The sequence below is a fragment of the Kitasatospora sp. NPDC051914 genome (genome assembly GCF_040680995.1).
Classification (GTDB): Bacteria; Actinomycetota; Actinomycetes; order Streptomycetales; family Streptomycetaceae; genus Kitasatospora.
In genome coordinates this window covers 40,284-66,353 of record NZ_JBFAXX010000045.1, presented here as the reverse complement: position 1 = coordinate 66,353, position 26,070 = coordinate 40,284, and the positions used below count along the sequence as shown (strand labels likewise).

Here is a 26,070-nt window from a genome sequence, read left to right as displayed (position 1 = left end):
TCGCAGAGGCGGACGGAGGAATCAGGCGGAGACCGGCTCCGGGGTCTCGATCAGCGGGGCGACGTCGCGGGAGACGCGGCGCTCCACGAAGAACACGGCGGTCGGGATCGTACCGGCCAGCAGCACCCAGGCCAGCTTGCCCATCGGCCACTTCGCCTTGGTGCCCAGGTCGAAGGCGAGCACCAGGTAGACCACGTAGAGCCAGCCGTGCGCGATGCCGACGGCACTGGTGAAGCCGCTCGCCCCCGAGATGTCCAGCACGTACTTGGCGATCACGCCCACGGTCAGCAGGATCAGCAGGACGCCGGTGATGTAGGCCAGCGCCCGGTATCGGGTCAGCACGCTCTGCTTCATACCGACGAGGGTAACCGCAGGCAGCGGCGGCTCCGGCCGCACCCCCGCCGGACGCACCGGCCGGGTCAGGCGTCGCCGCCCTCCGCGGGCGGGGAGAAGTCGCCGGCCGCCACCCGGAGCGGGCGGAGCAGCTCGAAGACCTGGTGGCACTGGTCGGCGTCGTAGCCCTCCAGGCCGAAGTCGATGGCCATCAGTTCGCGGGTGGCCTGCTCGACCACGTCGCGGCCGCGGTCGGTGATCGCGGCGAGGACGCCGCGGCCGTCGGCGGGGTTGGGGCGGCGGGCGACCAGCCCGTCCCGCTCCAGGCGGTCGACGGTGTTGGTGACGCTCGTCGGGTGCACCATGAGCCGCTCACCGATCTTGGAGAGCGGCAGCTGGCCGGTCCGGCTGAAGGTGAGCAGCACCAGGGCCTCGTAGCGGGCGAAGGTGAGGCCGTACGGCTTCACCACGGCGTCCACCCGGGACAGCAGGATCTGGTGGGCGCGCATCACCGAGGTGATCGCCGCCATGGACGGGACGCCGCCCCAGCGGCGGGTCCAGAGCTCGTCCGCACGGGCGATCGGGTCGAAGTCGAGGGCGAGGGGCTTGGGCACACCCCCACCGTACCGGCGTGCCGGGAACGGGGTAGCAGGTGTCCACGATGGTGGACAAGGGCACCTTCTGGCGGGATCACGCCAAGCGTTTTCTGGTCCGTACCAGCGCTTCCGAGGCCCGAAATGCCGCCGCAACAATCAAGCTGACGACCGCAGTTGACGCTGAAAGTCCGTCATTCCGGCTTCGTGCGTGCAGAAACGATCGATCGGACGGTCGATTTACGGCAAATAGTGGGCTTTGCGGTGCGGAGTCCGGATGGCGAGTGGTGGCCAACTCCCGGCACAGACCTGTCATTTCACGATCTCCATTGTCATGCTTCTGGCCAGCTTCGTTCGACCCGCCGAGCCCCCACCCCTCCGGCGGATGTCACAGACCGCACGAAGCAGCACGTCCGCGCCCGTTCCGCCCCAGCAGGCACTAACCCCGGTGCCCCGGGACGCGGCGCCACCGCGCACACGCGGTTGATCGGAAGGAACCCGTACGTGAAGCGAAAGCTGGCACTCGGAGCCGTTCTCTCTGCGTCGGCGGTCCTCGCCGGCGCCATCCAGGTCAGCGCCCAGGCCGCCCCCGCCCCGGCCGCCCCGGCCGCGCCCGGCGAGCAGCGTGCCGCCCTCATCGCGCAGGCCGGTGCCGAGGCCCCGTCCGCGGCCCGCACCCTCGGCCTCGGCGGCCAGGAGTCGCTGGTCGTCAAGGACGCCGTGGTCGACGCCGACGGCACCCGCCACGTGCGCTACGAGCGCACCTTCGCCGGCCTGCCGGTGCTCGGCGGCGACCTGGTCGTCCACCAGGACGCCAAGGGATCGGTCAAGTCCGTCGACCGGGCCGTGCAGGGCTCGATCGCCCCCGCCTCGCTCACCCCGAAGCTCTCCGCCGACCAGGCCGCCGCCAAGGCGCACGGCGCCGTCGCGGCCACCGTCGGCGTCGCCAAGGACGCCGACGAGCCGGCGCTCGCCTCGGTCGCCGCCCCGGCCAACGGCCGCCTGGTCGTCTGGGCCGCCTCGGGCACCCCCCGTCTGGCCTACCAGACCACCGTCGAGGGCATGCGCGCGGACGGCACCCCGTCCCGCCAGCTGCTGGTCACCGACGCCTCCACCGGTGCGGTGCTCTCCACCCACGAGCAGGTGCAGACCGCCAACGCGGCCGGCACCGGCCAGGGCGTGTTCGTCGGCTCCGTGGCGCTGACCACCAACTACACGGGCTCGACCTACCAGCTGAAGGACGCCACCCGCGGCGGCCAGTACACGACCACCCTGAACAACAAGACCAACGGCTCGGGCACCCTGCTGACCGACGCGGACAACGCCTGGGGCACCGGCCTGGTCTCCAGCAGCCAGTCCGCCGCCGTGGACGCCCAGTACGGCGCCGCCGCCACCTGGGACTTCTACAAGAACACCTTCGGCCGCCTCGGCATCAAGAACAACGGCGTCGGCGCCTACAGCCGGGTCCACTACGGCCGGAACTACGTCAACGCGTTCTGGGACGACTCCTGCTTCTGCATGACGTACGGCGACGGTGCGAGCAACACCCACCCGCTGACCGAGCTGGACGTGGCCGGCCACGAGATGAGCCACGGCGTCACCGCCAACACCGCCGGCCTGAACTACTCGGGCGAGTCCGGCGGCCTCAACGAGGCCACCAGCGACATCTTCGGCACCGGCGTGGAGTTCTACGCCAACCTCGCCTCCGACAAGCCGGACTACCTCATCGGCGAGCTCATCAACATCAACGGCGACGGCACCCCGCTGCGCTACATGGACAAGCCCTCCAAGGACGGCGGCTCCGCCGACTACTGGTCCTCCACGGTCGGCAGCAAGGACGTCCACTACTCGTCCGGCGTCGGCAACCACTTCTTCTACCTGCTGGCCGAGGGCAGCGGCGCGAAGACCATCAACGGCGTCAGCTACAACTCGCCGACCTCCAACGGCTCCACCGTCACCGGCATCGGCCGCGACAAGGCCCTGCAGGTCTGGTACCGGGCGCTGACCGTCTACATGACCTCAACCACCAACTACAAGGGCGCCCGCACCGCGACCCTGAACGCCGCCACCGACCTCTACGGTGCCGGCTCCACCGAGTACGCCCAGGTTGCCGCTGCCTGGGCCGCGGTGAACGTCAACTGACGCACCGCGGGCGATGAACGCAGCAGCCGGGCCCTCCGGAGGGGAGGCCCGGCTGCTGTCGCTCTGATCGTCGCCCGCTCGCCTCCGGGCCCTCTGAACCCGGTGCCGACACTCTCCCCCAGCCTGGCGGCTGGGAGGTGTCCCCATGCTCCGTCGCTGCGCTCCCTCGCTCGCCCCCCCTTGCCCGCCGACGGGCAGGAGGGGCCCACCCTTTCGGCACCGGCGGGCCCTTCGGCTCGGGGCGGGTGTCGCCCCCTCGCTCTCGGCGCCGGGTCGGGAGGGCCCGGAGGCGAGCGGGCGACGGACGGCAGAAATACGCCAACTCTTGTCGCAGACCTGTCATTTGACGACCGATCTTGTCATGCTTCCTTCCAGCTTCGTACGGCCCGGCCGGCCACCCCAACCGGTCCGGTGCCGCATGACCGCACGGAGCAGCACGTCAGCGCTCGTTCCGCCCCAGTCGGCGCCGGACCCGGTGCCCCGGAGCGAGGCGCGACCGCGCACACGCGGTTGATCCGGAAGGAACCCGTACGTGAAGCGAAAGCTTGCCATCGGCGCCGTCCTCTCCAGCTCCGCCCTGCTGGCCGGCGCGATCCAGGTCGCCGCCGGCACCGCCCAGGCCTCGCCCGCCCCCGTCGCCGCGCAGCAGCGGGCCGCCTTGATCGCCCAGGCCGGCGCCGAGGCCCCCGCCACCGCCCGCGCCCTCGGCCTCGCCGGCCAGGAGCAGCTGGTCGCCACGGACGCGATCGTGGACGCGGACGGCACCCGCCACCTGCGCTTCGACCGCACCTTCGCCGGGCTGCCGGTGATCGGCGGCGACGTCGTCGTCCACCGGGACGCCGAGGGCGCCGTGAAGTCCGTGGACCGCGCGGTGCAGGGCTCGGTCGCCCCCGCCTCGCTCACCCCGAAGCTCTCCGCCGGCCAGGGCGCCGCCAAGGCGCACGACGCCGTCGCGGCCACCGTCGGCACCGCCCCGGACGCCGACGAGCCGGCGCTGACCTCGGTCGGCGCGGCCTCCGGCGCCGAGCTGGTGGTGTGGGCCGCCTCGGGCGCGCCCCGCCTGGCCCACCGGACGACCGTCGAGGGGATGCGCGCGGACGGCACCCCGAGCAGCCGACTGGTCGTCACCGACGCCGCGACCGGTGCGGTGCTCTCCTCGGAGGAGCAGATCCGCACCTCCAACGCGACCGGCAGCGGCAAGGGCGTATACGTCGGCTCGGTCACGCTGACCACCAACTACACCGGTTCCACGTACCAGTTGAAGGACAACACGCGCGGCGGGCAGTACACCGTCGACAAGAACGGGACGCTCTACACGGACGCCGACAACGTCTGGGGCAACGGCAGCGCCTCCAACGGGCAGTCCGCGGCGGTGGACGCCCAGTACGGCGCGGCGGCCACCTGGGACTTCTACAAGAACACCTTCGGCCGCAACGGAATCAAGAACAACGGCGTCGGCGCCTACAGCAAGGTCCACTACGGCAACAACTACGTCAACGCGTTCTGGAGCGACAGCTGCTTCTGCATGACGTACGGCGACGGCTCCGGCAACACCCACCCGCTGACCGCGATCGACGTGGCCGGCCACGAGATGACCCACGGCGTCACCTCCAACACCGCGCGGCTCAACTACTCGGGCGAGTCCGGCGGCCTCAACGAGGCCACCAGCGACATCTTCGGCACCATGGTCGAGTTCTACGCCAACCTGTCGGTGGACACCCCGGACTACCTGATCGGCGAGCGGCTGAACCTGAACGGCAACGGCACCCCGCTGCGCTACATGGACAAGCCCTCCAAGGACGGCGCCTCGGCGGACTACTGGTCCTCCACGGTCGGCAACAAGGACGTCCACTACTCGTCCGGCGTCGGCAACCACTTCTTCTACCTGCTGGCCGAGGGCAGCGGCGCGAAGACCATCAACGGCGTCAGCTACAACTCGCCGACCTCCAACGGCTCGACGGTCACCGGCATCGGCCGGGCCAAGGCGGCGCAGATCTGGTACCGGGCGCTGACCGTCTACATGACCTCGACCACCAACTACAAGGGCGCCCGCACCGCGACGCTCAATGCGGCCAAGGACCTCTACGGCAGCACCTCCACCGAGTACAACCGGGTGGCGGCGGCGTGGAGCGCGGTCAACGTCAACTGACCCGCCCCGCACGCGCGACGGCCGGGCTCCCCTCGCGGGGGCCCGGCCGTCGGGTTTCCGGCTGTGTTCCGGGGAGGTCAGGCCGCGGCGGCGGCCGCCGGCACCTCGCCGCGCTCCTCCTTGGCGAGCATGCGCTCGGCGAAGAAACCGCCGGTCGGCAGCACCGAGAGGACGAACAGCACGATGCCGCGCTTGGCGTCCCAGCGCTGCTGCTGCCAGGCCAGGGCGAGGAAGACCACGTACAGCACGAACAGGCCGCCGTGGATCGCGCCCATCACCGGCACCGCGTTGAACTCGGTGGTCCGCTTGAGCACCGAGCAGACGAGCAGCAGCAGGAAGGACAGGCCCTCCGGGCCGGACACGAGTCGCAGGCGGTGGACGGCGGGGCTGGTCTTCACGGGTCACCTCGGGAGGAATCGGCGAGTGAGCTCGTGAACGCGATCACAAGCCTCGTTCATTATCACCGACCGAACACCCGCGCCGTGGCCGGGGTGGCCGGTGCCACAGCGGGCGGCCCTATCCTGCTGCGGCACGGCCCGGCGTCCGGGCCGACCGACCACGGGGGTGGACATGTTCCGCATCGACTGGAACCGCCGGACCTGCTCGCGGCGCGGGCACATCACCTACGCGCCCGACGAGACCGACCTGCGCGACCGCCTGCACGCGCGCACCGCACTCGGCGACGCCTGGCGCTGCCTGCGCTGCGGGGACTTCGCGCTCGGCGCGCCGCACGGCTCCGGCCCGGCCGACGAGGCTCCGCTGGTGCCCCGCGGCAAGGCCCTGCGGGACCTCTTCATCCTGCGCTTCCTCGCCGTCGAGCGGGCACTGCGCGGCCTGCTGATCCTGGTGGTCGCCTGGGGCGTGTGGAAGTTCTCGAACAGCCAGGACGCGGTGCGCCGGATCTTCGACGAGAACCTCTCGGTCTTCCGCCCGGTCACCGAGCACTTCCACTGGGACCTGGAGCACTCGCCGATCGTCGACACCATCCGCAGGACCTTCGAGTACAAGCACAGCACGCTGCTGATCGTGGCCGGCGCGCTGGTGCTGTACGCGCTGATCGAGATCGTCGAGGCGGCCGGCCTGTGGGTGGGCGCCCGCTGGGCCGAGTACCTGACGGTGGTGGCGACGGCGGCCTTCCTGCCGCTGGAGGTGTACGAGCTCACCGAGCACGTCAGCGCCCTGAAGATCGGCACGCTGGTGCTGAACGTCCTCGCGGTGCTGTGGATCATGCTGTCCAAGCGGCTGTTCGGCCTGCGCGGGGGCGTGGCCGCCTTCGAGGCGGAGAAGCACTCGGCCTCGCTGCTGGAGGTGGAGCTCGCCGCGGGCACCGCGCCCGGGCAGCACCCGGCCCCGGCCGTCTGACCCGGCCGCCTGACCCGGTGTGATTTGTCGCAGGTCGGTACCAGAGGCCCGCGCCCTCTCCCGGGTGCGGGCCGCTGCCGCTACATTCGCCCGGTGGCACAGTTTCGACTCCAGGGCTCCAAGGTGCTCGCCGTAGACATGGCGGGCGACTCGGTGAAGGCCCGTAACGGCACCATGGTGGCCTACACCGGCCAGATGAACTTCAAGAAGATGTCCGGCGGCGGTGACGGCCTGCGGGGCATGGTCACGCGTCGGCTGACGGGTGAGCAGATGGAGGTCATGGAGGTGAAGGGGCAGGGCACCTGCTACTTCGCCGACCGGGCCACCGAGGTCAACCTGGTGCGGCTGAACGGCGAGACGCTCTACGTCGAGTCGGACAACCTGCTCTGCACCGAGGCGACCCTGCACACCGGCACCAGCTTCACCGGCCTCAACGGCATGGCGTCCGGCAACGGCCTGTTCACCACCAAGGTCGAGGGCCACGGCTGGGCCGCGCTCACCTCCAAGGGTCCGGCGATCATCCTGCGGGTCTCCCAGGGCATGCCGCTGCGGGTCGACCCGGGCGCGTACGTGGCGCACACCGGGAACCTCAGCCGCAACCTCAAGTCGGGCGCCGGCTGGACGACGATCATCGGCGAGGGCGGCGGCGAGGCCATGCAGGTCGAGTTCTCCGGCGAGGGCCTGGTCTACGTGCAGCCGTCCGAGAAGATGACCTTCGGGGGCGACGTCTGATGCCGTTCACCAAGATCAACAACAAGATGGTCGAGGCGAAGATCATGCCCGGCCAGCGGGTCTTCAGCCAGCGCGGCTCGATGCTCGCCTACACCGGCGAGGTCAGCTTCACGCCCAACGTGATGGGCGGCCAGGGCGGCGTCATGTCGATGATCGGACGCCGGGTGGCCAACGAGGACACCCCGCTGATGACCGTCGAGGGCCAGGGCAGCGTGATGTTCGGCCACGGCGGCCACAACATCCACGTCATCGAGCTCACCGGCGACGCCCTGTTCGTCGAGGCGGACCGGCTGCTCGCCTTCGACGGCACCCTGCAGCAGTCCACCATGTTCATGGGCCAGCAGGGCGGCGTGATGGGCATGGTCCGCGGCCAGGTGACCGGCCAGGGCCTGTTCACCACCCAGCTGACCGGGCAGGGCTCGGTCGCGGTGATGGCCCACGGCGGCGTCATCGAGCTGCCGATCGGTCCCGGCCAGCCGGTGCACGTCGACCCGCAGGCGTACGTGGCCCACCGCGGCCAGGTGACCAACAAGCTGTCCACCGCCCTGGGCTGGCGCGACATGATCGGCCGCGGCTCCGGCGAGGCCTTCCAGCTGGAGCTGTCCGGGCACGGTGTGGTCTACGTGCAGGCGAGCGAGGAGAAGCTCTGATGTCCTACCCGCCTCAGCAGCCCTACGGGCAGCCGTACGGGCAGCCCCAGCCCGGCCAGCCCTACCAGCAGCCCGGCTACCCGCCGCCCGGCCAGCCCTACCCGCCACAGGGGCAGCCGTACCCGCCGCAGGGCCAGCCGCAGCCCGGCTACCAGCAGGCCTACCAGCCGACCCAGGCCGGCCAGCCCTACCCGCCGCAGGGCCAGCCCTACCCGGCCCCGCCGCAGGGCAACTTCGGCGCACCGCTGCCGCAGAACGGCGGCGAGGGCCCGGTCGTGCACGACGCCATGAGCCTGCCGGCCAACGACAACGTCAACCCCTACGCCTTCTCGGTCGACCTCAACGGCGCCTACTACCTGCAGAAGGGCAAGATGATCGCCTACTACGGCGACATGCGCTTCTCGGGCATCGGACGCGGCGTCATCGACCAGATGCTGGAGCGGAACTTCAACTCCCCGCTGCACGCGTCCGACTGGGTCGTCGCCGAGGGCCGCGGCAAGCTGCTGCTCGCCGACCGGGCCTTCGACCTCAACTCGTACGACCTGGAGGAGGGCAACCTCACCGTCCGGTCCGGCAACCTGCTGGCCTTCGAGCCCTCCCTGAAGCTCAAGCAGTCGATCATCCCGGGCTTCCTGACCCTGATCGGCACCGGCAAGTTCGTGGCCGCCTCCAACGGCCCCGTCCACTTCGTCGAGCCGCCCATCCGGGTGGACCCGCAGGCCCTCGTCGGCTGGGCCGACTGCCCCGCGCCCTGCCACCACTACGATCACGGCTACATGCACGGCCTGATCGGCGGCCTGCGGCACCTGACCGGGCTCGGCGGCGCCTCCGGCGAGGAGCACCAGTTCGAGTTCATCGGGGCCGGCCAGGTCCTGCTGCAGTCGACCGAGACCCTGATGGCCGAGCGCTCGGTCGGCGTGGTGCACGCCGAGGCCGGCGTCCCCGGCAGCGGGGTGCCGCACCAGCCGGGTGTGCACGGCGGCGGGCAGCAGCTGCCCAACGTCAACATCCCGGGCCTGGGCAACCTCGGCGACCTCGGCCGGAGGTTCGGCCTCTGAACCGGTGAGCGCCGTGCGGCTGGATTCGTAAACTTGTACAACATTTAACAAGCACGGCTATGCTTGGGGCATGGACACGCACGTCACCGACGCCCCCGCCGTCTCCTCCTCGGCCACCGCGGAGGAGACGCCGTGGCTGAGCACCCGCGAGCAGCAGTTCTGGCGAGCCCACCTGGAGGTGAGCAAGCTGCTCGAGTACCAGCTCAGCCGCGAACTCCAGCCGCACAACCTCGCCATCAACGACTACGAGATCCTCGTGGTCCTCTCCGAGGCGCCCGAGCGCCGGATGCGGATGACCGACCTCGCGACCGCCACCCTGCAGTCGAAGAGCCGGCTCTCGCACCAGATCACCCGCATGGAGGGCGCCGGGCTGGTGCTGCGGCAGGAGTGCCCCGGCGACCGCCGCGGCCTCTTCGCCCACCTCACCGACCAGGGCTGGGAGATGCTCCAGAAGGTCGCGCCGGACCACGTCCGCAGTGTCCGCTCCCACTTCGTCGACCGCTTCACCCCCGAGCAGATCGACGCCCTCTACGAGGCCCTCGCCCCGGTCGCCGACCACCTGAGAGCCCTCCGCGGGCGCGCCTGACGGCGCAGGTCCAAGGCAGCCCGGCGAACCGAACGCGCGGGGGTACGACAGGGGCGCGGGGAACTGCTCTCGGACTGCGCAGTTCCGCCCCCAGCCTTCGGCCGGGATGTACCCACCCCAGCGCCCCTGGGCGCGTTGCCCGCTACTCGTTGCTCTCGGTGAGGCCGGCGACGAGGCGGTCGGCGGCGCCGTAGGGGTCGAGTTCGCCGGCGGCGACCCGGGCGGCGAGGCCGGCGAGGTGGCGGTCGCCGTGGAGGTCGCCGATCCGGGCGCGGAGGGCGGCGAGTGCGATCGCCTCGATCTCCTCCGCGGCGCGCCGGGTCCGCCGGGCCTGCAGTTCCCCCGTCTCGGCCAGCCAGGTGCGGTGCTTCTCCAGGGCCTCGACGACCTCGTCCACGCCCTCGCCGCGGGCGGCGACGGTCTTGACGATGGGCGGCCGCCAGTCCCCCGGCTCGCGGGCCTCGCCGAGGCCGAGCATGTGGTTGAGCTCGCGGGCGGTGGCGTCGGCGCCGTCCCGGTCGGCCTTGTTGACGACGAAGACGTCGCCGATCTCGAGGATGCCGGCCTTGGCGGCCTGGATGCCGTCGCCCATGCCGGGGGCGAGCAGGACGACGGTGGTGTCGGCCTGGGCGGCGACCTCGACCTCGGACTGGCCGACGCCGACGGTCTCCACGAAGATCACGTCGCAGCCGGCACCGTCCAGCACCCGCAGGGCCTGCGGTGCGGTCCAGGAGAGTCCGCCGAGGTGGCCGCGGGTGGCCATGGAGCGGATGAACACCTCGGGGTCGGTGGCGTGGTCCTGCATCCGGACGCGGTCGCCGAGCAGGGCGCCGCCGGAGAACGGCGAGGACGGGTCGACCGCGAGCACGCCGACGCGCTTGCCGAGCCGGCGGTACGCGGAGACCAGCGCGGAGGTCGAGGTGGACTTGCCGACGCCGGGCGAGCCGGTGAGGCCGACGGTGTACGCGTTGCCGGTGTGGGGGGCGAGGGCCGCCATGGCCTCACGGAGCTGGGGGGCGGCGTTCTCCACCAGCGAGATCAGCCGGGCCACGGCCCGCGGGCGTCCCGCACGGGCCTGCTCGACCAGCGTCGCCACATCGACCATGAAGGTTCTTCTCCTCGATCCGAAGCGGGGGCGCACCGCGTGGGTTCTCCACGCCGTGCGCCCCCGACGGTCACGCCGAAAAGGTCAGCCCTGGGCGGGGACCTTGATGATCAGGGCGTCGCCCTGGCCGCCGCCGCCGCAGAGCGCGGCCGCGCCGGTGCCGCCGCCGCGGCGCTGGAGCTCGAGGGCCAGGTGGAGGACGAGGCGGGCGCCGGACATGCCGATCGGGTGGCCGAGGGCGATGGCGCCGCCGTTGACGTTGACCTTCTCGTCGGTGACGCCGAGGTCCTTCATGGACTGGTGGGCGACGGCGGCGAAGGCCTCGTTGATCTCGATCAGGTCGAGGTCGGCGACGGTCAGGCCGTCCTTGGCGAGGGCGTGGGCGATCGCGTTGGACGGCTGCGACTGCAGCGAGTTGTCCGGGCCGGCCACGTTGCCGTGGGCGCCGATCTCGGCGATCCAGGTGAGGCCCAGCTCCTCGGCCTTGGCCTTGCTCATCACGACGACGGCGGCGGCGCCGTCGGAGATCTGCGAGGCGGAGCCGGCGGTGATGGTGCCGTCCTTGGTGAAGGCCGGGCGCAGCTTGCCGAGGGTCTCGACGGTGGTCTCGCCGCGGATGCCCTCGTCCTGGCTGAAGAGGACGGGCTCGCCGCGGCGCTGCGGGATCTCGACCGGGACGATCTCCGCGTCGAAGATGCCGTTCTTCTGGGCGGCGGCGGCGCGCTGGTGCGAGGCGGCGGCGATCGCGTCCTGCACGTCGCGGGCGATGCCGAGGCGGGTGTTGTGGTTCTCGGTGGACTCGCCCATCGGGATGTTCTCGTACGCGTCGGTGAGGCCGTCGTACGCCATGGCGTCGAGCATCTCGATCGCGCCGTACTTGAAGCCCTCGCGGGACTTCGGCAGCAGGTGCGGGGCGTTGGTCATGGACTCCTGGCCGCCGGCGACGACGACGTCGAACTCGCCGGCGCGGATCAGCTGGTCGGCGAGGGCGATGGCGTCCAGGCCGGAGAGGCAGACCTTGTTGATGGTCAGCGCCGGGACGTTCATCGGGATGCCGGCCTTGACGGCGGCCTGGCGGGCCGGGATCTGGCCTGCGCCGGCCTGCAGCACCTGGCCCATGATCACGTACTGGACCTGGTCGCCGGTGATGCCCGCGCGCTCCACGGCGGCCTTGATGGCGATACCGCCGAGGTCTGCGCCGGAGAAGCCCTTGAGCGAGCCGAGCAGGCGGCCCATCGGGGTGCGTGCACCCGCGACGATCACAGAAGTAGTCATGAGACGAGCCCCTTCGCGCGTCAGGCATGAGGGTGGGGGGATGCGGCTCAATGTACTGACACGTAACCCGTGCGTCACCGGCGCAAGGGTGTGATCAGCGGCACTGTCACCCCCCAGTGAACACCGTGTCATCGCGGAGGTGTCGGATTCCGGCCGAAGTGCGGCCGCCCCGGGGGCGTGTGAGCAGGCTCGCACCCTCGGTGGTGGCCAAGGCTCGGCCCGATGCGCTGCACTGGTGCCACCCTCGTCGACTCCCACCTTGGAGGCCACCGCCGTGCTGACCCGTATCGACCACATCGGCATCGCCTGCTTCGACCTCGACAAGACCGTCGAGTTCTACCGCGCGACGTACGGCTTCGAGGTCTTCCACAGCGAGGTCAACGAGGAGCAGGGCGTCCGCGAGGCCATGCTGAAGATCAACGACACCGGTGACGGCGGTGCGTCCTACCTGCAGCTGCTGGAGCCGACCCGCGAGGACTCGACGGTCGCCAAGTGGCTCGCCAAGAACGGCGAGGGCGTGCACCACATCGCGTTCGGCACCGCGGACGTGGACGGCGACGCCGCGGACATCCGCGCCAAGGGCGTCCGGGTGCTGTACGACGAGCCGCGGATCGGCTCGATGGGCTCGCGGATCACCTTCCTGCACCCCAAGGACTGCGGCGGTGTGCTGACCGAGCTGGTGACCTCGGCCGGTTCGGAGCACTGAGCCCGGACGGAAGCGGAGGGGGTCGTACCGCAACGGCCCCCTTCCCGACCCGTCGGTAACCTCGGAAAACCTCCACTCGGCCATTCCGCTGCAAGCCGGGCACACTACAATGCCCAGGTGCGCCGGAGCTCCGGGAAGGACCGGTCCGAGGGGCACGGCCGAAGGCGGGAACGGGCGGGGCGACCCGACTGCTCCCACCGCAGGGGAGTCCATTGAGCGGGCACGGCTGAACAGTCGCAAGTCGGATCTGTCACCATTCTCCACTAGGCAAGAGTTCGCCCAGGAGTCCACTCGGACGGGGGAACGCGGCACGGCCGCGCACCACCGGCCCGGCGGACTCCGACCGCGGCAGGAACCGCGGCTGCAAGGACCAGTCGGTCCGGCCCCCAGGACAGGGAGAGGGGCGCCGGCACGGCCGGGTCGAGGACGCGACCAGGAGATGGATGGGACCGCGGAGTGCGGGGCTACGACCGCTACGAGGTTGAGGATCACCTCTCCAAGTTCGAGGCCGAGATGGATCGGACTCGCAAGGAGCGTGACAAGACCATCCAGCATGCCGAGGACCTCGCCTATCAGGTGGAGGTGCTCCGGGCCAAGCTGCACGAGGCCCGGCGGCAGCTGGCTCAGCCGCGTGCCTTCGACTCCGTCTCGGGCCAGGCCGAGCAGCTGCTCCGCACCGCCGAGATGCAGGCCGAGCAGCTCCGCGCCGATGCCGAGCGCCAGTTGCGCGAGTCCCAGGCCGCCACCCAGCGCCTGATGGCCGAGGCCGCCGAGCGCACCGCCCGCCTGGAGTCCGAGTTCGCCGCCCGGCGCCACCAGCTGGAGGAGGAGCTCAACGAGTTCCGCCGCTCCGCCGAGCGCCACGTCAAGGAGAACGTCTCCTGGGCGGAGCAGACCCGGGCCGGCACCGAGCAGGAGGCCCAGCGCCTGCTCCAGGACGCCCGCATCGAGGCCGAGCGGATGATGGCCGCGGCCCGTGCCGAGGCCACCGCCCTCGCCGACCAGGCCCGCGCCCAGACCGCCGCCGACGTCGACGCCGCCCGCGGCGAGGCCCAGGCCGCCGCCGAGGCCGCCCTGCACCGCGCCCAGACCGACGCCGAGCGGCTGCTGCGCGCCGCCTCCGAGCAGGCCCAGCAGGCCAGCGCCCAGGCCGAGGAGCTCCGCGGCAGCGCCGCCAACGAGGCCCAGCAGCAGCTCGCCCAGGCGCACGCCGCCGCCGAGCGCCGCCTCGCCGCCGCCCAGGCCGAGATCGGCGAACTCAAGCGGCAGGCCCTGGAGGACCAGGAGCGCGCCGAGGCCGCCCTCGGCCGTGCCCAGGCCGAGATCGAACGGCTCCGCGCCGAGGCCCTCGCCGAGGCGGAGCGCGCCCGGCAGGAGGCCGCCGACCAGCTGGCCGCCGCCCGCGACGCCGCCGAGCGCCTGCAGGCCGAGGCCGCGGCCGCGGCCTCGCAGCGGGTCGCCGACGGCGAGGCCGCCAGCGAGCAGCGCTCGCTCACCGCCAAGGCCGAGATCGCCAAGATGGTGGCGGCCGCCACCAAGGAGGCCGACCTCATCAAGGCCGCCGCCGCGACCGCCCAGGCCGAGGCCGACGCCGCCAAGGCGGCCGCCGCCGAGGAGAGCGAGCGGCTGCGCGCCACCGCCGAGTCCGTCGCCGCCGAGCTGAAGGCCGAGGCCGAGGCCGCCATCGCCGACCTGCGGGCCGAGGCCGAGGGCGAGGTCGCCGCACTCCGCGCCGAGGCCGAGGCCGCCGCCCAGACGCTGCGCGTCGAGGCCGAGGAGCGCGGCCGCACCGACGGCGCGAAGGACGCCGCCGTCCACCTCGCCAAGGCCGCCCGCCGGGCCGAGGAGGTGCTCGCCCGGGCCACCCGGGACGCCGACACCACCCGCGAGGAGGCCGCCGCCGAGGCCGAGCGGCTGCGCACCGAGGCCGCCGCGGAGGCCGAGCGGCTGCGCGCCGAGGCGATGGCCTCGGTCGAGGAGGCCCAGAACGCCGCCCTCGACGACGCCGCCTCCATCCGCGAGCAGATGGAGCGGATGCACGAGGAGGCCGCCCGGCTGCGCGCCGAGGCGGAGGAGCTGCGCGCCCAGGCCGCGGCCGAGGCCGACCGGGTGCGCAGCGACGCCCGCCGCCAGGCGGTCGTGCAGATAGAGGAGTCGGCCAAGAGCGCCGAGGAACTGCTCACCCGCGCCAAGAAGGACGCGGACGAGCTGCGGGCCAGCGCCGCCAACGACACCGAGCGGCTGCGCGCCGAGGCCAAGGACCAGGCGCTCGCCACCCAGGGCCGCGCCGAGCAGACCCTCGCCCGCGCCCGGACGGAGGCCGAGAAGCTCCTCGACGCCGCCGACCAGCAGGCCCAGGACGCGCTTGCCGCCGCCCGGGCCACCGCGGCCGACCACCGCACCACCGCCGAGCGGGAGACCGCCGAGCTGCGCCGCGAGGCCGCCGAGGACGTCCGCCGGATGCGTGCCGACGCCGAGGAGGCCGCGCAGGCCCGGCAGGCCGAGGCCGAGGAGGCCGCCGGGGCGGTCCGCGCCGAAGCCGCCGCCGACGCCGAGCGCGAGCGGGCGGAGGCCACCGCCGACGCCGAACGGCTGCGCGCCGAAGCCGCCGCCGACGCCGAGCGCGAGCGGTCCGAGGCCGCCGCGGAGGCGGAGTCCGTCCGCGCCGGGGCCGAGGCCGCCGCCGAGGCGCTGCGCGAGGAGAGCCGCCGCGAGCGGGAGGCCGCCTCCGACGGCCTGCGCCGCGAGCAGCAGGAGACCGCCGAGCAGCTGGCCGCCGCCCGTGCCTCCCGGGAGGCCGCCGAGCGCGAGGCCGCCGAACTCACCATCCGTACCGCGGCCGAGACGGCCGCCGTACGGGAGGCCGCCGAGGCCGAGGCCCGGCAGCTGCGCACCGAGGCCGCGGAGGCCCTCGCCGCCGCCCGCGAGCAGGCCGACACGCTGGCCGCGGACGCCGCCGAGCAGTTGGAGAAGGCCCGTACCGAGGCCGAGGAGACGCTCCGCAGGGCCCGCGACGAGGCCGGTGCGCTGACCGCGGGTGCCGAGGAGGAGGCCGCGGCCGTCCGCCAGTCGGTGGCCGGCCTGCACGAGGCCGCGTCGAAGCAGATCGCCGAGCTGAAGGCCGCCGCCGAGCGCGACGCCGCCGAGGTCCGCGAGCTCGCCGACCGGGAGACCGCGGAACTGCGCGAGCGGATCGCCGCCGAGGTCGCCGCCGAGCGGGAGGCCGTCGCCGCGGAGATCGAGCGGCAGCGGGCCGAGGCCGCCGCGTTCGACACCGCCCTGCGCCAGGAGGCGGAGACCGAGCGGGCCGCCGCGAAGGAGTTCGCCGAGCAGCACCGTGCCGAGGCCGAGGCCGAGGTGCGCCGCATCCTCGCCGACGCCGAGGAGCGGGCCGGTGCCGCGGTCGCGGAGGCCGAGGAGTTCTCCGCGGCGCTGCGCACCGAGGCGGAGGAGTACGCCCTCGCCACCCGGAAGCTCGCGGACGACTACGACGCGTCCACCCGCAGCCGGGCCGACGCCTACGACATCGAACTCCGCGAGGCCGCCGAGCACTTCGACCGCGCCACCCGCGAGCAGGCCACCTCCGTGCTGGAGAAGGCCTTCACCGACGCCGAGCAGCTCGGCGAGGAGGCGCAGACCACCGCACTGGCGACCACCGCGGCCGCCGAGGAGCAGGCCGACGCGATGGTGGCCGCGGCCCGCAAGGAGGCCGAGCGGCTGATCGCGGCCGGCGAGGCCGCGGGCCAGGCCGAGGTCGAGAAGGCCCGGTCGGACGCGGACGCGCTGCTCTCCGAGGCCCGCCGGGACTCCACGGCGATCCGTGACCGTGCCCAGGAGCTGCGCGAGCGCACCGACGCCGAGATCGAGGCGCTGCACGAGCGGGCCCGCAAGGAGAACGCGCAGGCCATGAAGTCGGCCGGCGAGCGGGTGGACGCCCTGGTGACGGCCGCCCAGGAGCAGCTGACCGAGGCCGAGGACCAGGCGGTGGCCACCGTCGCGGAGGCGGAGGAGCGGGCGGCGAAGCTGGTCGCGGCCGCCGAGGAGCGGGCGTCCGAGCTCACCTCGGAGGCGTCCGCGGAGGCCAGCAAGGTCCGGATCGCGGCCGTCCGCAAGGCCGAGGGCCTGCTCAAGGGCGCCGAGCAGAAGCTCGCCGACTCCACCGACCGCGCCGAGCGGCTGATCGAGAAGGCCGAGGCCAAGCTCGCCTCCACCGAGGAGGAGGCCGACCGCAAGCTGGAGGAGGCCTCCGCCGAGGCCGAGAAGCGGCTGGCGAAGGCCGACGAGTCGGCGTCGGAGCAGCTGCGGCTGGCCGAGGAGGAGGCCGAGCGGGTGCTCGCCGAGGCCCGGGCCGAGGCCAAACGGATCACCGACGAGGGCCGTCGGGAGCTGGACGAGCTGGTGCGCCGGCGCAAGGACATCAACACCGAGATCTCCAGGGTGCAGGACGTCCTCTCCGCGCTGGAGGCCTTCGAGGCGCCGTCGCCGGTGCAGCAGGCCAACGGGGGAAGCAGTGCCAAGAAGGACGGGCCCCGCGCCGGAGCCGGTGTGGGCGCCCAGCGGTCCGCGGGCAGCCGCCCCGGGAACCCGCCACCCGATTGAGCGGACATTGTCCGCGAAGCATCGGCATTTCGCCGATGACACACCGATAACGTGTCAGGATTCCCTCAACCATCTCAGCGGTCTGACGACAGGAAGCCCAACATCCCATGAGCGACAGTCACTCCCCCCACGGCTTCGACCTGGTGCGCCGTGGGTACGAGCGCGCCCAGGTCGACGAGCGGATCACCAAGCTGGTGGCCGACCGTGACAGCGCGCTGGCCCGCATCGGTGCGCTGGAGAAGCGCATCGAGGAGCTGCACCTGGAGACCCAGACCGCGCAGGCGGCGGTGACCGAGGCGGAGCCCTCGTACGCCGGCCTCGGCGCCCGGGTTGAGAAGATCCTCCGTCTCGCCGAGGAGGAGGCGAAGGACCTGCGCGACGAGGCGCACCGCGCCGCGGAGCAGCACCGCGAGCTGGCCGAGGCCGCCGCCCAGCAGGTCCGCACCGAGGCGGAGAACTACGCCAAGGACCGCAAGGCGAAGGCCGAGGACGAGGGCCTGCGGATCGTCGACAAGGCGAAGAGCGACGCGGCGCAGCTGCGGGCCGAGGCCAACAAGGACGCGCAGAACAAGCGCGAGGAGGCGGACGCCCTCTTCGAGGAGACCCGCACCAAGGCCGCGCAGGCCGCCCTGGAGTTCGAGACCAACCTGGCCAAGCGCCGCGAGCAGTCCGAGCGCGACCTGGCGGCCCGTCAGGCCAAGGCGGAGAAGCGCCTCGCCGAGATCGAGCACCGCGCCGAGCAGCTCCGCCTGGAGGCGGAGAAGCTGCGCACCGACGCCGAGCGCCGGGCCCGCCAGACGGTGGAGACCGCGCAGCGCCAGGCCGAGGACATCGTGGCCGACGCCAACGCCAAGGCCGACCGCGTCCGCAGCGAGTCCGAGCGCGAGCTGGCGGCGCTGACCAACCGCCGCGACTCGATCAACGCGCAGCTGACCAACGTGCGCGAGATGCTCGCCACGCTGACGGGTGCGGCCGTGGCCGCGGCCGGCTCACCGTCCGACGACATGGGCCTGCCCGTCCAGCAGTCGCGCTGACGCACGTGCCGTGAGCCGGCCCCCGCCCCACCGGGCGGGGGCCGGCTCGCTGTTCACCGGCCGGTCGACGGACCGTCAGTCCGAATCCGAGCGCCCGTCGCCGCGGCCGCGGGAGGCTGATCGGCCATGCGACTCACCCGTACCGCCGTGCTCGCGGCGGCCGCCCTGGCCCTCACCGCCCCCGTCTGTGCCACCGCCACCGCGGCGGAGCCGCCCGTGCCGCGGCACGACGGCACCTGGACGTACCGCTCCCCCGCCCCGATCGGCGGCGGGTTCGCACTCGGCGGCTTCAGCGACCTCTTCCCCGCCGACTCCTCGGGCCGCGAGTTCTGGACGGTCACCGACCGCGGCCCGAACGCGGACGCCCCGGCGGACACCGACAAGATCTTCCTGAAGCCGGACTTCACCCCGCAGGTCCTGCGCATCCGCCTCGCCCGCGACGGCGGCATCGAGGTCCTGCGCCGCATCCCGCTGCGCGTGCCGCACGGGCGGACCGACCCGGTCACCGGCACCCGTTTCCTGACCGGCCTGCCGCCCGCCGCGCTGACCGCCGAGCGCCCGGTGGACATCGCCGGCAAGGTGCTGCCGAACGACCCGTACGGGCTCGACAGCGAGGGCTTGGTGCGGCTGCCGGACGGCTCGTTCTGGATCAGCAGCGAGTACGGCTCCAGCCTGCTGCACTTCTCCGCGCGGGGCGTGCTGGACACCGTCCTGGTGCCGGCCGGTTCGGCGTACACGGCGCCCGGGGTGCGGGTGCTGCCGATCCTGCCCGCCGTGGAGGCCAAGCAGAAGAACAACAAGGGCCTGGAGGGCCTGACCGTCTCCGCCGACGGCCGCACGCTGTACGCGGCGCAGCAGACGCAGCTGTCCAACCCGGACTCCAAGGCGGCGAAGAAGTCACTGGTGCAGCGGGTGTTCCGGATCGACGTCTCGCGGACCCCGCGGGTGACCGGCGAGTTCGCCTACGCCCGGGAGGCGGACAGTGCGACCGACGGCGGCTGGTCGACCTCGGCGATCGCCTGGCTGGGCCCGGACCGGCTGCTGGTGGAGGAGCGGGACGCGGTGCGGCCGACCGTCCACACCCGGCTGTTCGAGGTGGACTTCCGTTCGGCGACCGACCTGCACGGCACCCGCTGGGACGACCCGGCGACCGTGCCGGCGCTGGAGCTCGACCCGTCGGCGGTGGTGCTGGGGACCAAGCGGCTGGTGTTCGACGCGGCGGCGGCGGGCCTGGCCAACGGCAAGATCGAGGGCATCGCGGTGCGGCCGGCGCAGCGCGGTGCGGTGGAGCTGTTCCTGGTCGGGGACAACGACTTCGGCGTGGAGGCGGTGAAGGACGGCGCGGTGGTGCCGAACAACGCACCGGGCCGGGTCGACCGCTACACCCTGCCGGCGGGCTCGGTCTCGCTGTCCCGCCGCTGAGCCTCGGCGGACCCCGGGCGGGTCGTCAAGGGCGATCGGGAACCGGATGAGGGGCGCGGGGAACTGTGCGAGGCGGGAGGCGCTGCGCCGTCCCTCCCGATTCGCGCGGTTCCCCGCGCCCCCGTGGGGCCGACCCCGCGCGGCTCAGCGGACGCGCTTGAGCAGGTCGCGGACGGCCGCGTTGAAGGTCTCCGGCGCCTCCAGCGAACTGAGGTGGCCGACTGCGGGGATGACGGTGAGTTCGGCGTCCGGCAGGGCCTCGGCCATCAGCCGGGCCTCGCTGAGCGGGGTGACGGCGTCCGCCTCGCCGACGATGACGGCGGCCGGGACGGTGACCTTGCGCAGCGCGTCCAGGGAGTCGCCGCGGGCGGCCATCGCGCGCTGGGCCCAGGCGACGGCGTGCGGCGGGGCCTCGGCGATCATCGCGCGGACGTGGGCGACCAGCGACGGGTCGGTGGCGGGCCCGAGCAGGCCGTCCTCGATCTTCTCGTCGGCGAGGATCTGCACGCTGGCCCGGGCCTCGACGGCGCGGGCGATCCGCTCGCGGTTGGCGCGGGCCTGCTCGGTGTCGGGGGTGGCCTTGGTGTCGGCGAGCACCAGGCCGGCGAGCCGGTCGCGGTGGCGGCGGGCGAAGGCCATCGCCGTGTAGCCGCCCATGGAGAGGCCGCCGACCACGGCCTTCTCCAGCCCGGCGGCGTCCAGCAGCCGGGCGACGTCGTCGGCGACCGCGTCGAGCGAGGGCTCGTCCTCGCCGAGCGGGGCGGCGCCGAAGCCGCGCTGGTCGGGGACGATCACCCGGGCGGACTCGCCGGCCGGGCCGGGCAGCCGCTCCAGCTGGCAGGCCCACATCCGGGCGGAGAGCGGGAAGGCGTGCAGCAGGACGATCGGGGTCCCGGTGCCGTTCTCTTGCGCGGCCGGCGCGCTGGGGAGGCTCATGCAGCCACCGTATTGCGGCTCGCCGAGGGGGCGCAGCCACCGCAGCCGTATGTCCTTTTTGTCATAGCCTGGCGAGGACTGAGGGAGCGGGAATGATCGAGCTGCACGATCTGACGAAACGCTACGGCGACACCTTGGCCGTGGACGGACTGAGCTTCCAGGTCCCGCGGGGCGTGGTCACCGGCTTCCTCGGGCCGAACGGCGCCGGCAAGTCCACGACGATGCGGATGATCCTCGACCTCGACCGCCCGACGGCCGGCCGGGTCACCCTGGACGGCCGGCGGTACGGGCAGCTCTCCGAACCGCTCACCTACATCGGCGCACTGCTGGAGGCGAAGGCCGTCCACCCGGGCCGCACCGCCCGCGACCACCTGCTGTGGATGGCCCAGAGCAACCGGCTGCCCCGGCACCGGGTGGACGAGGTGCTCGAACTGGTGGGTCTGAGCGCGGTGGCCCGCAAGCGGGCCCGCGGGTTCTCGCTGGGCATGAGCCAGCGCCTGGGGATCGCCTCGGCGCTGCTGGGCGACCCGGAGATCCTGATGTTCGACGAGCCGGTGAACGGGCTCGACCCGGAGGGCATCGTCTGGATCCGCACCCTGATGAAGGGCATGGCGGCGGAGGGCCGCACGGTGTTCGTCTCCTCCCACCTGATGAGCGAGATGGCGCTGACCGCCGACCACCTGGTGGTGATCGGCCGCGGGCGGCTGCTCGCGGACCTGCCGATGGCCGACTTCATCAAGCAGAACTCCCGCTCGGCGGTGCGGGTGCGCACCCCGCAGCCGGAGACGCTGCTGGACGCGCTGCACCGGGCGGGCGTCGGCGCCGAGCCCGGTCCGGACGGCTCGTGGGAGGTCCCCGACGGCGACCTCGCCTTCCTCGGCGAACTCGCCGCCGAGCACCGGATCACCCTGCACGAGCTGAGTCCGCAACAGGCCTCCCTGGAGGAGGCGTTCATGCAGATGACCGCGGAGTCGGTGGAGTACCGGATCGGCTCGGGCGAGGGCGGGCAGGACCGCCCCGCGGTCGGCCCGGCGGGCACGGCACGGACCGGCCCTGCACAGGCCGCACCGGCAGGGGCCTGGGGCTCCGACTGGCAGGCCCGCAAGCAGAAGGAGAACTGAGATGGCCGCCTTCCCCGCGATCCTGCAGTCGGAGTGGACGAAGCTGCGCAGCGTCCGCTCCACGCTGTGGACGCTCGGCCTGGCCTTCGTGGTGACCCTCGGCCTCGGTGCGCTGATCAGCGTCCTCGCCAACAACAACTTCGAGGACTTCGCGCCCGAGGGCTCGCCGTTCGACGCCACCGGGACGTCCTTCGCGGGGATCATCCTGGGCGAGATCGCCATGGTGGTGTTCGGGGTGCTGGCGATCGGCAACGAGTACAGCAGCGGCATGATCCGGGTGTCGCTGGCGGCCGTGCCGCAGCGGGCCACCCTGCTGGCCGGGAAGTTCGCGGTGATCGGCGCGGTGGCGTTCGCGGTGGCGCTGGTGACCGTCTTCGTCACCTTCTTCACCGGCCAGGCGCTGCTCGGCGTCCACAGCACCTCGCTGGGCGAACCGCACGTGCTGCGGGCGGTGTTCGGGGCGGCCGGCTACCTGACGATGATCTGCCTGTTCTCGGCCGGGGTCACCGCGATGCTGCACAACCAGACGCTGGCGCTCGGCGTCCTGGTGCCGTTCTTCTTCCTGCTGTCGCCGATCCTGAGCGCCGTACCCAAGGTGAAGACGGTGGCGCACTACTTCCCGGACTACGCGGGCCAGCGGATGCTGCTGGTCTACCAGGAGTCCGGGCAGCCGTACGGGCCGGGGCAGGGCTTCCTGATCTGCCTCGTCTGGACGCTGGCCGCACTGGGCGGCGGCGTCCTCGTGCTGCGCAGCCGGGACGCCTGAGGGAGCCCCCGGGCGGCGGTCAGTGCCGGGGGGCGTTGCGGGCGCGCTGGATGCCGGCGCCGCGGCGCTCCCTGGCCCCCCAGCAGGCGCGGTGCCAGTGCCGCCGGTCCTCGACCCCCTGGCCGTAGTCGGGCCAGGCAACCACGTGGCCGACCCCGGGCGGGATCTCCTGGTCGCACCCGGGGCAGCGGTAGAACCGGCCGGGGGCGCCGGCGACCGTCTGCACGACCCAGTCCTCGCCGCGGTAGCTCTCGGTGCGGCGCAGCCCTCCGAACGGGGCCGCCGGAGCGTCCTCGCGGTCGGTGGAGCTCTTCACACGATTGCGACGCGGGGACACGCCGAACCACCTCTCGACAGGGCACGGGGACCCCTCCAGGGTACGGGCCGACGCGTCGCCGAATGTGCCCGTATCACGAGATCGACAGGCTCTCTGGTGTTTTGGGTGAGATACACCCGATCTCCTGGGAAATTGGTGAAACCGCGTGCCTTTGGCACATGACATCGGCTACTCACGAGGTGAGACAGCGGGGTTCGTAGTCCCTGCGGACCCCCGAGGAGGCACCCGATGACCGAGACCAGCCGACGGCCCGACACCGACACGCCCCTGGGAGCGGGCGGCGCACCCGAACCGGGCACCGCCCTGCTCCCCCGCCCGGCGGCGACCGACCGGATCGCGGTCGGCGCGTTCCTGCTCTCCGCCCAGTTCCCGGGGCAGGGCCACGCCGAGGTGCTGACGCGCACGGTGGACGCGTCCGTCGCCGCGGAGCGGGCCGGGCTGGAGGCGGTCTGGCTCGCGGAGCACCACTTCGTGCCGTACGGCATCTGCCCGGACGCCGCGACGCTGGCCGCGCTGCTGCTCGGGCGCACCCGCCGGATCGGCGTCGGCACGGCGGTCAGCGTGCTCTCCACGGCCCACCCGGTGGCCCTCGGCGAGCGGGCGGCGCTGCTGCACCTGACCTCGGGCGGGCGGTTCACGCTGGGCGTGGGCCGCGGCGGCCCGTGGATCGACCTGGACGTCTTCGGCACCGGTCTGGAGGCCTTCGAGTCCGGCTTCCCGGAGCGCCTCGACCTGCTGCTGCGCTGGCTGAACGGCACCCGGGTCGGCGCCGACGGGCCGCAGTTCTCCTTCCCCGAGGTCGCCGTGGTGCCGCGGGCCGGCGAGCCCGCCCGTCCGGGCCTCGCCGACTGGCTCGGCCTCGGCCGCCCGGGGCCCGACGCCGACCCGCTGCGGAACTTCCCCCGGCAGCGCCAGGAGCTCGGCGAGCAGCCGCAGTCCGGCCCGCCGGTGGTCGTCGCCTGCACCTCGCCGACGGGGGTGCGGACGGCCGCCGAGCGCGGCCTGCCGATGCTGCTCGGCATGCACTCCGGCGACGAGGACAAGCAGCAGATGCTGGCCGCCTACCGGGAGGCCTGGAGAGCCTGCGGGCGCGGCGAGGAGCAGCTGGCCCGGGTGGAGCGGGAGCACGTGGCGGCGGGCGTCGTCCAGGTCGGGGACCGCACCACGGCGGCCCGGGCGAGCCTGCTGCGGGCGATGCCGGGCTGGTTCGAGTACGGGCTCGGGGCGCACCGCACCGTCGACGGCCGGGAGCGCCGGATGCGCGACCCGCGCGCCTACACCGAGCTGCTGTGCGACCTGCACGCCGTGGGCACGCCTCGGCTCTGCGCCGACCGGCTGCTGGCCACCGCCGAGCGCACCGGCATCCGCCGCTTCGCGCTGCTCGCCGAGGGCTCCGGCGACCGCGAGGCCACCCTGCACAACATCGAGCGCCTCGGCGCGGAGGTCCTCCCGGAGCTGGAGTAGGACGCGCCGCGGGGCCGGCCAGGGGCGCTCCCCGGCCGGCCCCGCGGGCGGCGTCAGCAGTCGCGCAGTTCCGGCGACTGGTTGAGCAGCTGGGCCCGCACGGACGTGAAGCGCCGGTAGCGCTCCTCGTTCGCCGCGGACGGGGCGAAGACCGCCACCCGGTGGCAGTTCTGGAACGCCAACTGCACGCCGAAGTGCCGCTGGAGGGCTCCCCGGATCGCGTCGCTGGCCATCGCGCGCAGCAGCTGGCCGCGGGCCTGCTCGCTGGGCGGCGGGACGTGGTTGTCGGCGAAGTCGGTGCCGTCGACCTTCGTCTGGGCGACCAGCGAGCTGATCAGCTCCCAGGCGTACGGGAGGGAGGTACGGACGCAGTCGACGAACTCCCTCTCGTCGACCTCGCCTCTCTCGGCCTTCTCGAGCAGGGCCGGTGAGACGTCGAGCGACATTGGGTTCTCCTCTCGCGGTCCACCGCGGCGCGGCCCGCCGGGGTGGTCTTGCGGTCGTGCTCGGTCGGTGCAGTCGTGCTCGGTTCGTGCGCGCGGACGGACCGCCCCGCCGCCGGTCTGACGGCCGGTCGGCGCGACGGTCGGTCGAGCCGCCCCCGAGAGGCCCGGAACGGGCGCCGCGGGAGCGTGGGTGACGGTGGACGGGGTGGCACCCGGGCGCACGACCGGCGCGCGGGCGTGCGCCGGCGCGTCAGCGTCCGGTCGCGCAGGGCGACGGACGCTCACACCAGGGTGACAGGCGATTGCTCAGTGCGACTGCGGATTGCGTCGAATACCATCGGAATCGGTGCCGCAGTAGCCAGATTGGCCGGATCGTGTCGGACCGTTCATCGCGAAGTCTCCGTCCCCGTGGGGCGGCGACCGACCGGCGGCGCCGGGCGGAGGCCGCGTGCACGGCGTGTGACCGTGCGGACACCATGGTTCGCCGAATCCGCGATTCCTTCACCCGCCCCCGCGGAATCGCATCAACTGGCCCCAGTGGGCTAGCGTGGTCGACCGTGCGTCTCGTAATTGCCCGCTGCTCCGTCGACTATGCCGGACGGCTCTCCGCCCACCTCCCGTCCGCCACCCGTCTCATCCTGGTGAAGGCCGACGGGAGCGTCAGCATCCACGCCGACGACCGCGCCTACAAGCCGCTCAACTGGATGTCGCCGCCCTGCACGCTCAAGGAGGCCGACGGCACCTGGACGGTCGTCAACAAGGCCGGCGAGAAGCTGATCATCTCCCTGGAGGAGGTGCTGCACGACTCCTCGCACGACCTCGGCGTCGACCCCGGTCTGGTCAAGGACGGCGTCGAGGCGCACCTCCAGGAGCTCCTCGCCGACCGCATGGAGGTGCTCGGCAGCGGCTGGTCGCTGATCCGCCGCGAGTACCCGACCGCGATCGGCCCGGTCGACATCCTCTGCCGTGACTCGGACGGCGCCACGGTCGCCGTCGAGATCAAGCGGCGCGGCGAGATCGACGGCGTCGAGCAGCTCACCCGCTACCTCGAACTCCTCAACCGGGACCCGCTACTGGCCCCGGTCAAGGGCGTCTTCGCCGCCCAGGAGATCAAGCCGCAGGCCCGCGTGCTCGCCACCGACCGCGGCATCGGCTGCGTGGTGCTCGACTACGACGAGCTCCGCGGCATCGACGACGACAAGCTCAAGCTCTTCTAGGCCCGCCGAACGCGGTCGGGCACCCCTCGGGATCGCG

At 73.0% G+C, this 26,070-nt stretch carries 23 protein-coding genes; 15 read left to right on the top strand and 8 right to left on the bottom strand.

Features of this window, described 5'->3' with window-relative positions; all coding sequences use genetic code 11:
- Positions 1 to 21: 21 nt before the first annotated feature.
- Entirely contained in the window at positions 22 to 354 is a 333-nt protein-coding gene (locus AB0M03_RS26945) for a DUF3817 domain-containing protein (RefSeq protein WP_363495209.1), read from the bottom strand.
- Between the two features lie 65 nt (positions 355 to 419).
- Complete coding sequence (locus AB0M03_RS26940; RefSeq protein WP_363495206.1) at positions 420 to 947, bottom strand: MarR family transcriptional regulator; 528 nt, start codon at positions 945 to 947, stop codon at positions 420 to 422.
- Between the two features lie 483 nt (positions 948 to 1,430).
- Between AB0M03_RS26940 and AB0M03_RS26935 the strand changes: the two genes are divergently transcribed.
- Positions 1,431 to 3,068 carry a M4 family metallopeptidase gene (locus AB0M03_RS26935; protein WP_363495203.1) on the top strand — a complete coding sequence of 546 codons (1,638 nt, stop codon included), beginning with the start codon at positions 1,431 to 1,433 and terminating at the stop codon, positions 3,066 to 3,068.
- Positions 3,069 to 3,600: 532 nt separating this feature from the next.
- The gene (locus AB0M03_RS26930; protein WP_363495200.1) at positions 3,601 to 5,217 is read left to right on the top strand and encodes a M4 family metallopeptidase; all 1,617 of its coding nucleotides are present in this window, start codon (positions 3,601 to 3,603) and stop codon (positions 5,215 to 5,217) included.
- A gap of 77 nt (positions 5,218 to 5,294) precedes the next feature.
- Here the strand turns inward: AB0M03_RS26930 and AB0M03_RS26925 are convergent, their stop codons facing one another.
- Positions 5,295 to 5,615: a DUF3817 domain-containing protein gene (locus tag AB0M03_RS26925; protein ID WP_363495197.1), complete on the bottom strand. Its 321-nt coding sequence runs from the start codon at positions 5,613 to 5,615 to the stop codon at positions 5,295 to 5,297.
- A gap of 172 nt (positions 5,616 to 5,787) precedes the next feature.
- Here AB0M03_RS26925 and AB0M03_RS26920 point away from each other — a divergent pair, with 172 nt between their 5' ends.
- From AB0M03_RS26920 to AB0M03_RS26900, 5 genes are all read left to right on the top strand, one after another.
- Entirely contained in the window at positions 5,788 to 6,579 is a 792-nt protein-coding gene (locus AB0M03_RS26920) for a DUF2127 domain-containing protein (RefSeq protein WP_363495194.1), read from the top strand.
- 93 nt (positions 6,580 to 6,672) lie between these two features.
- Positions 6,673 to 7,311, top strand: a complete 639-nt coding sequence (locus tag AB0M03_RS26915; RefSeq protein WP_363495191.1) for an AIM24 family protein — start codon at positions 6,673 to 6,675, stop codon at positions 7,309 to 7,311.
- On the top strand, positions 7,311 to 7,961 hold the full coding sequence (locus AB0M03_RS26910; RefSeq protein WP_363495188.1) for an AIM24 family protein: 651 nt from the start codon (positions 7,311 to 7,313) through the stop codon (positions 7,959 to 7,961). The genes AB0M03_RS26915 and AB0M03_RS26910 overlap by 1 nt, the downstream gene beginning before the upstream one ends.
- 287 nt (positions 7,962 to 8,248) lie before the next feature.
- Positions 8,249 to 9,019 (top strand): AIM24 family protein, encoded by a 771-nt coding sequence (locus AB0M03_RS26905; RefSeq protein ID WP_363495238.1) that lies wholly within the window; start codon positions 8,249 to 8,251, stop codon positions 9,017 to 9,019.
- A gap of 70 nt (positions 9,020 to 9,089) precedes the next feature.
- Positions 9,090 to 9,605 (top strand): MarR family transcriptional regulator, encoded by a 516-nt coding sequence (locus tag AB0M03_RS26900; RefSeq protein WP_363495185.1) that lies wholly within the window; start codon positions 9,090 to 9,092, stop codon positions 9,603 to 9,605.
- 142 nt (positions 9,606 to 9,747) lie between these two features.
- Here the strand turns inward: AB0M03_RS26900 and meaB are convergent, their stop codons facing one another.
- Both meaB and AB0M03_RS26890 read right to left on the bottom strand, forming a co-directional pair.
- On the bottom strand, positions 9,748 to 10,710 hold the full coding sequence (gene meaB / locus AB0M03_RS26895; RefSeq protein ID WP_363495182.1) for a methylmalonyl Co-A mutase-associated GTPase MeaB: 963 nt from the start codon (positions 10,708 to 10,710) through the stop codon (positions 9,748 to 9,750).
- Between the two features lie 84 nt (positions 10,711 to 10,794).
- On the bottom strand, positions 10,795 to 11,985 hold the full coding sequence (locus tag AB0M03_RS26890; RefSeq protein WP_363495179.1) for an acetyl-CoA C-acetyltransferase: 1,191 nt from the start codon (positions 11,983 to 11,985) through the stop codon (positions 10,795 to 10,797).
- Positions 11,986 to 12,259: 274 nt separating this feature from the next.
- Here AB0M03_RS26890 and mce point away from each other — a divergent pair, with 274 nt between their 5' ends.
- The 4 genes from mce to AB0M03_RS26870 all read left to right on the top strand — a co-directional run bounded on the left by mce (position 12,260) and on the right by AB0M03_RS26870 (position 19,746).
- Positions 12,260 to 12,691: a methylmalonyl-CoA epimerase gene (mce, locus tag AB0M03_RS26885; RefSeq protein WP_363495235.1), complete on the top strand. Its 432-nt coding sequence runs from the start codon at positions 12,260 to 12,262 to the stop codon at positions 12,689 to 12,691.
- A 456-nt stretch (positions 12,692 to 13,147) separates the two neighbouring features.
- Positions 13,148 to 17,290, top strand: a complete 4,143-nt coding sequence (locus AB0M03_RS26880; protein WP_363495176.1) for a hypothetical protein — start codon at positions 13,148 to 13,150, stop codon at positions 17,288 to 17,290.
- Positions 17,291 to 17,397: 107 nt separating this feature from the next.
- A complete protein-coding gene (locus AB0M03_RS26875; protein ID WP_363495173.1) occupies positions 17,398 to 18,324 on the top strand; it encodes a cellulose-binding protein in 927 nt (308 codons plus the stop codon).
- Between the two features lie 126 nt (positions 18,325 to 18,450).
- Complete coding sequence (locus AB0M03_RS26870) at positions 18,451 to 19,746, top strand: esterase-like activity of phytase family protein (RefSeq protein WP_363495170.1); 1,296 nt, start codon at positions 18,451 to 18,453, stop codon at positions 19,744 to 19,746.
- A gap of 144 nt (positions 19,747 to 19,890) precedes the next feature.
- Here AB0M03_RS26870 and AB0M03_RS26865 read toward each other — a convergent pair whose 3' ends face one another.
- Positions 19,891 to 20,682, bottom strand: a complete 792-nt coding sequence (locus tag AB0M03_RS26865; RefSeq protein WP_363495167.1) for an alpha/beta hydrolase — start codon at positions 20,680 to 20,682, stop codon at positions 19,891 to 19,893.
- A gap of 92 nt (positions 20,683 to 20,774) precedes the next feature.
- On the opposite strand from AB0M03_RS26865, the gene AB0M03_RS26860 reads away from it, so the two are divergent.
- Positions 20,775 to 21,803, top strand: a complete 1,029-nt coding sequence (locus tag AB0M03_RS26860; RefSeq protein WP_363495164.1) for an ATP-binding cassette domain-containing protein — start codon at positions 20,775 to 20,777, stop codon at positions 21,801 to 21,803.
- A gap of 1 nt (position 21,804) precedes the next feature.
- Positions 21,805 to 22,569 carry an ABC transporter permease gene (locus tag AB0M03_RS26855; RefSeq protein ID WP_363495161.1) on the top strand — a complete coding sequence of 255 codons (765 nt, stop codon included), beginning with the start codon at positions 21,805 to 21,807 and terminating at the stop codon, positions 22,567 to 22,569.
- Between the two features lie 19 nt (positions 22,570 to 22,588).
- Here AB0M03_RS26855 and AB0M03_RS26850 read toward each other — a convergent pair whose 3' ends face one another.
- Positions 22,589 to 22,906, bottom strand: a complete 318-nt coding sequence (locus AB0M03_RS26850) for an ATP/GTP-binding protein (RefSeq protein WP_363495158.1) — start codon at positions 22,904 to 22,906, stop codon at positions 22,589 to 22,591.
- Positions 22,907 to 23,239: 333 nt separating this feature from the next.
- Here AB0M03_RS26850 and AB0M03_RS26845 point away from each other — a divergent pair, with 333 nt between their 5' ends.
- Positions 23,240 to 24,370 (top strand): LLM class flavin-dependent oxidoreductase, encoded by a 1,131-nt coding sequence (locus tag AB0M03_RS26845; protein ID WP_363495232.1) that lies wholly within the window; start codon positions 23,240 to 23,242, stop codon positions 24,368 to 24,370.
- A gap of 53 nt (positions 24,371 to 24,423) precedes the next feature.
- Here AB0M03_RS26845 and AB0M03_RS26840 read toward each other — a convergent pair whose 3' ends face one another.
- Positions 24,424 to 24,816: an SCO5389 family protein gene (locus AB0M03_RS26840; RefSeq protein ID WP_363495155.1), complete on the bottom strand. Its 393-nt coding sequence runs from the start codon at positions 24,814 to 24,816 to the stop codon at positions 24,424 to 24,426.
- 557 nt (positions 24,817 to 25,373) lie between these two features.
- Between AB0M03_RS26840 and nucS the strand changes: the two genes are divergently transcribed.
- Positions 25,374 to 26,033 (top strand): endonuclease NucS, encoded by a 660-nt coding sequence (gene nucS, locus AB0M03_RS26835; protein ID WP_363495152.1) that lies wholly within the window; start codon positions 25,374 to 25,376, stop codon positions 26,031 to 26,033.
- Positions 26,034 to 26,070: the final 37 nt, after the last annotated feature.

Bases quoted from the DNA above. Each gene is read 5' to 3' on its own strand.
- AB0M03_RS26945 (WP_363495209.1), bottom strand. From the start codon at position 354: ATGAAGCAGAGCGTGCTGACCCGATACCGGGCGCTGGCCTACATCACC.
- AB0M03_RS26920 (WP_363495194.1), top strand. From the start codon at position 5,788: ATGTTCCGCATCGACTGGAACCGCCGGACCTGCTCGCGGCGCGGGCAC.
- AB0M03_RS26910 (WP_363495188.1), top strand. From the start codon at position 7,311: ATGCCGTTCACCAAGATCAACAACAAGATGGTCGAGGCGAAGATCATG.
- AB0M03_RS26905 (WP_363495238.1), top strand. From the start codon at position 8,249: ATGAGCCTGCCGGCCAACGACAACGTCAACCCCTACGCCTTCTCGGTC.
- AB0M03_RS26900 (WP_363495185.1), top strand. From the start codon at position 9,090: ATGGACACGCACGTCACCGACGCCCCCGCCGTCTCCTCCTCGGCCACC.
- meaB (WP_363495182.1), bottom strand. From the start codon at position 10,710: ATGGTCGATGTGGCGACGCTGGTCGAGCAGGCCCGTGCGGGACGCCCG.
- AB0M03_RS26890 (WP_363495179.1), bottom strand. From the start codon at position 11,985: ATGACTACTTCTGTGATCGTCGCGGGTGCACGCACCCCGATGGGCCGC.
- AB0M03_RS26875 (WP_363495173.1), top strand. From the start codon at position 17,398: ATGAGCGACAGTCACTCCCCCCACGGCTTCGACCTGGTGCGCCGTGGG.
- AB0M03_RS26870 (WP_363495170.1), top strand. From the start codon at position 18,451: ATGCGACTCACCCGTACCGCCGTGCTCGCGGCGGCCGCCCTGGCCCTC.
- AB0M03_RS26865 (WP_363495167.1), bottom strand. From the start codon at position 20,682: ATGAGCCTCCCCAGCGCGCCGGCCGCGCAAGAGAACGGCACCGGGACC.
- AB0M03_RS26860 (WP_363495164.1), top strand. From the start codon at position 20,775: ATGATCGAGCTGCACGATCTGACGAAACGCTACGGCGACACCTTGGCC.
- AB0M03_RS26855 (WP_363495161.1), top strand. From the start codon at position 21,805: ATGGCCGCCTTCCCCGCGATCCTGCAGTCGGAGTGGACGAAGCTGCGC.
- AB0M03_RS26840 (WP_363495155.1), bottom strand. From the start codon at position 24,816: ATGTCGCTCGACGTCTCACCGGCCCTGCTCGAGAAGGCCGAGAGAGGC.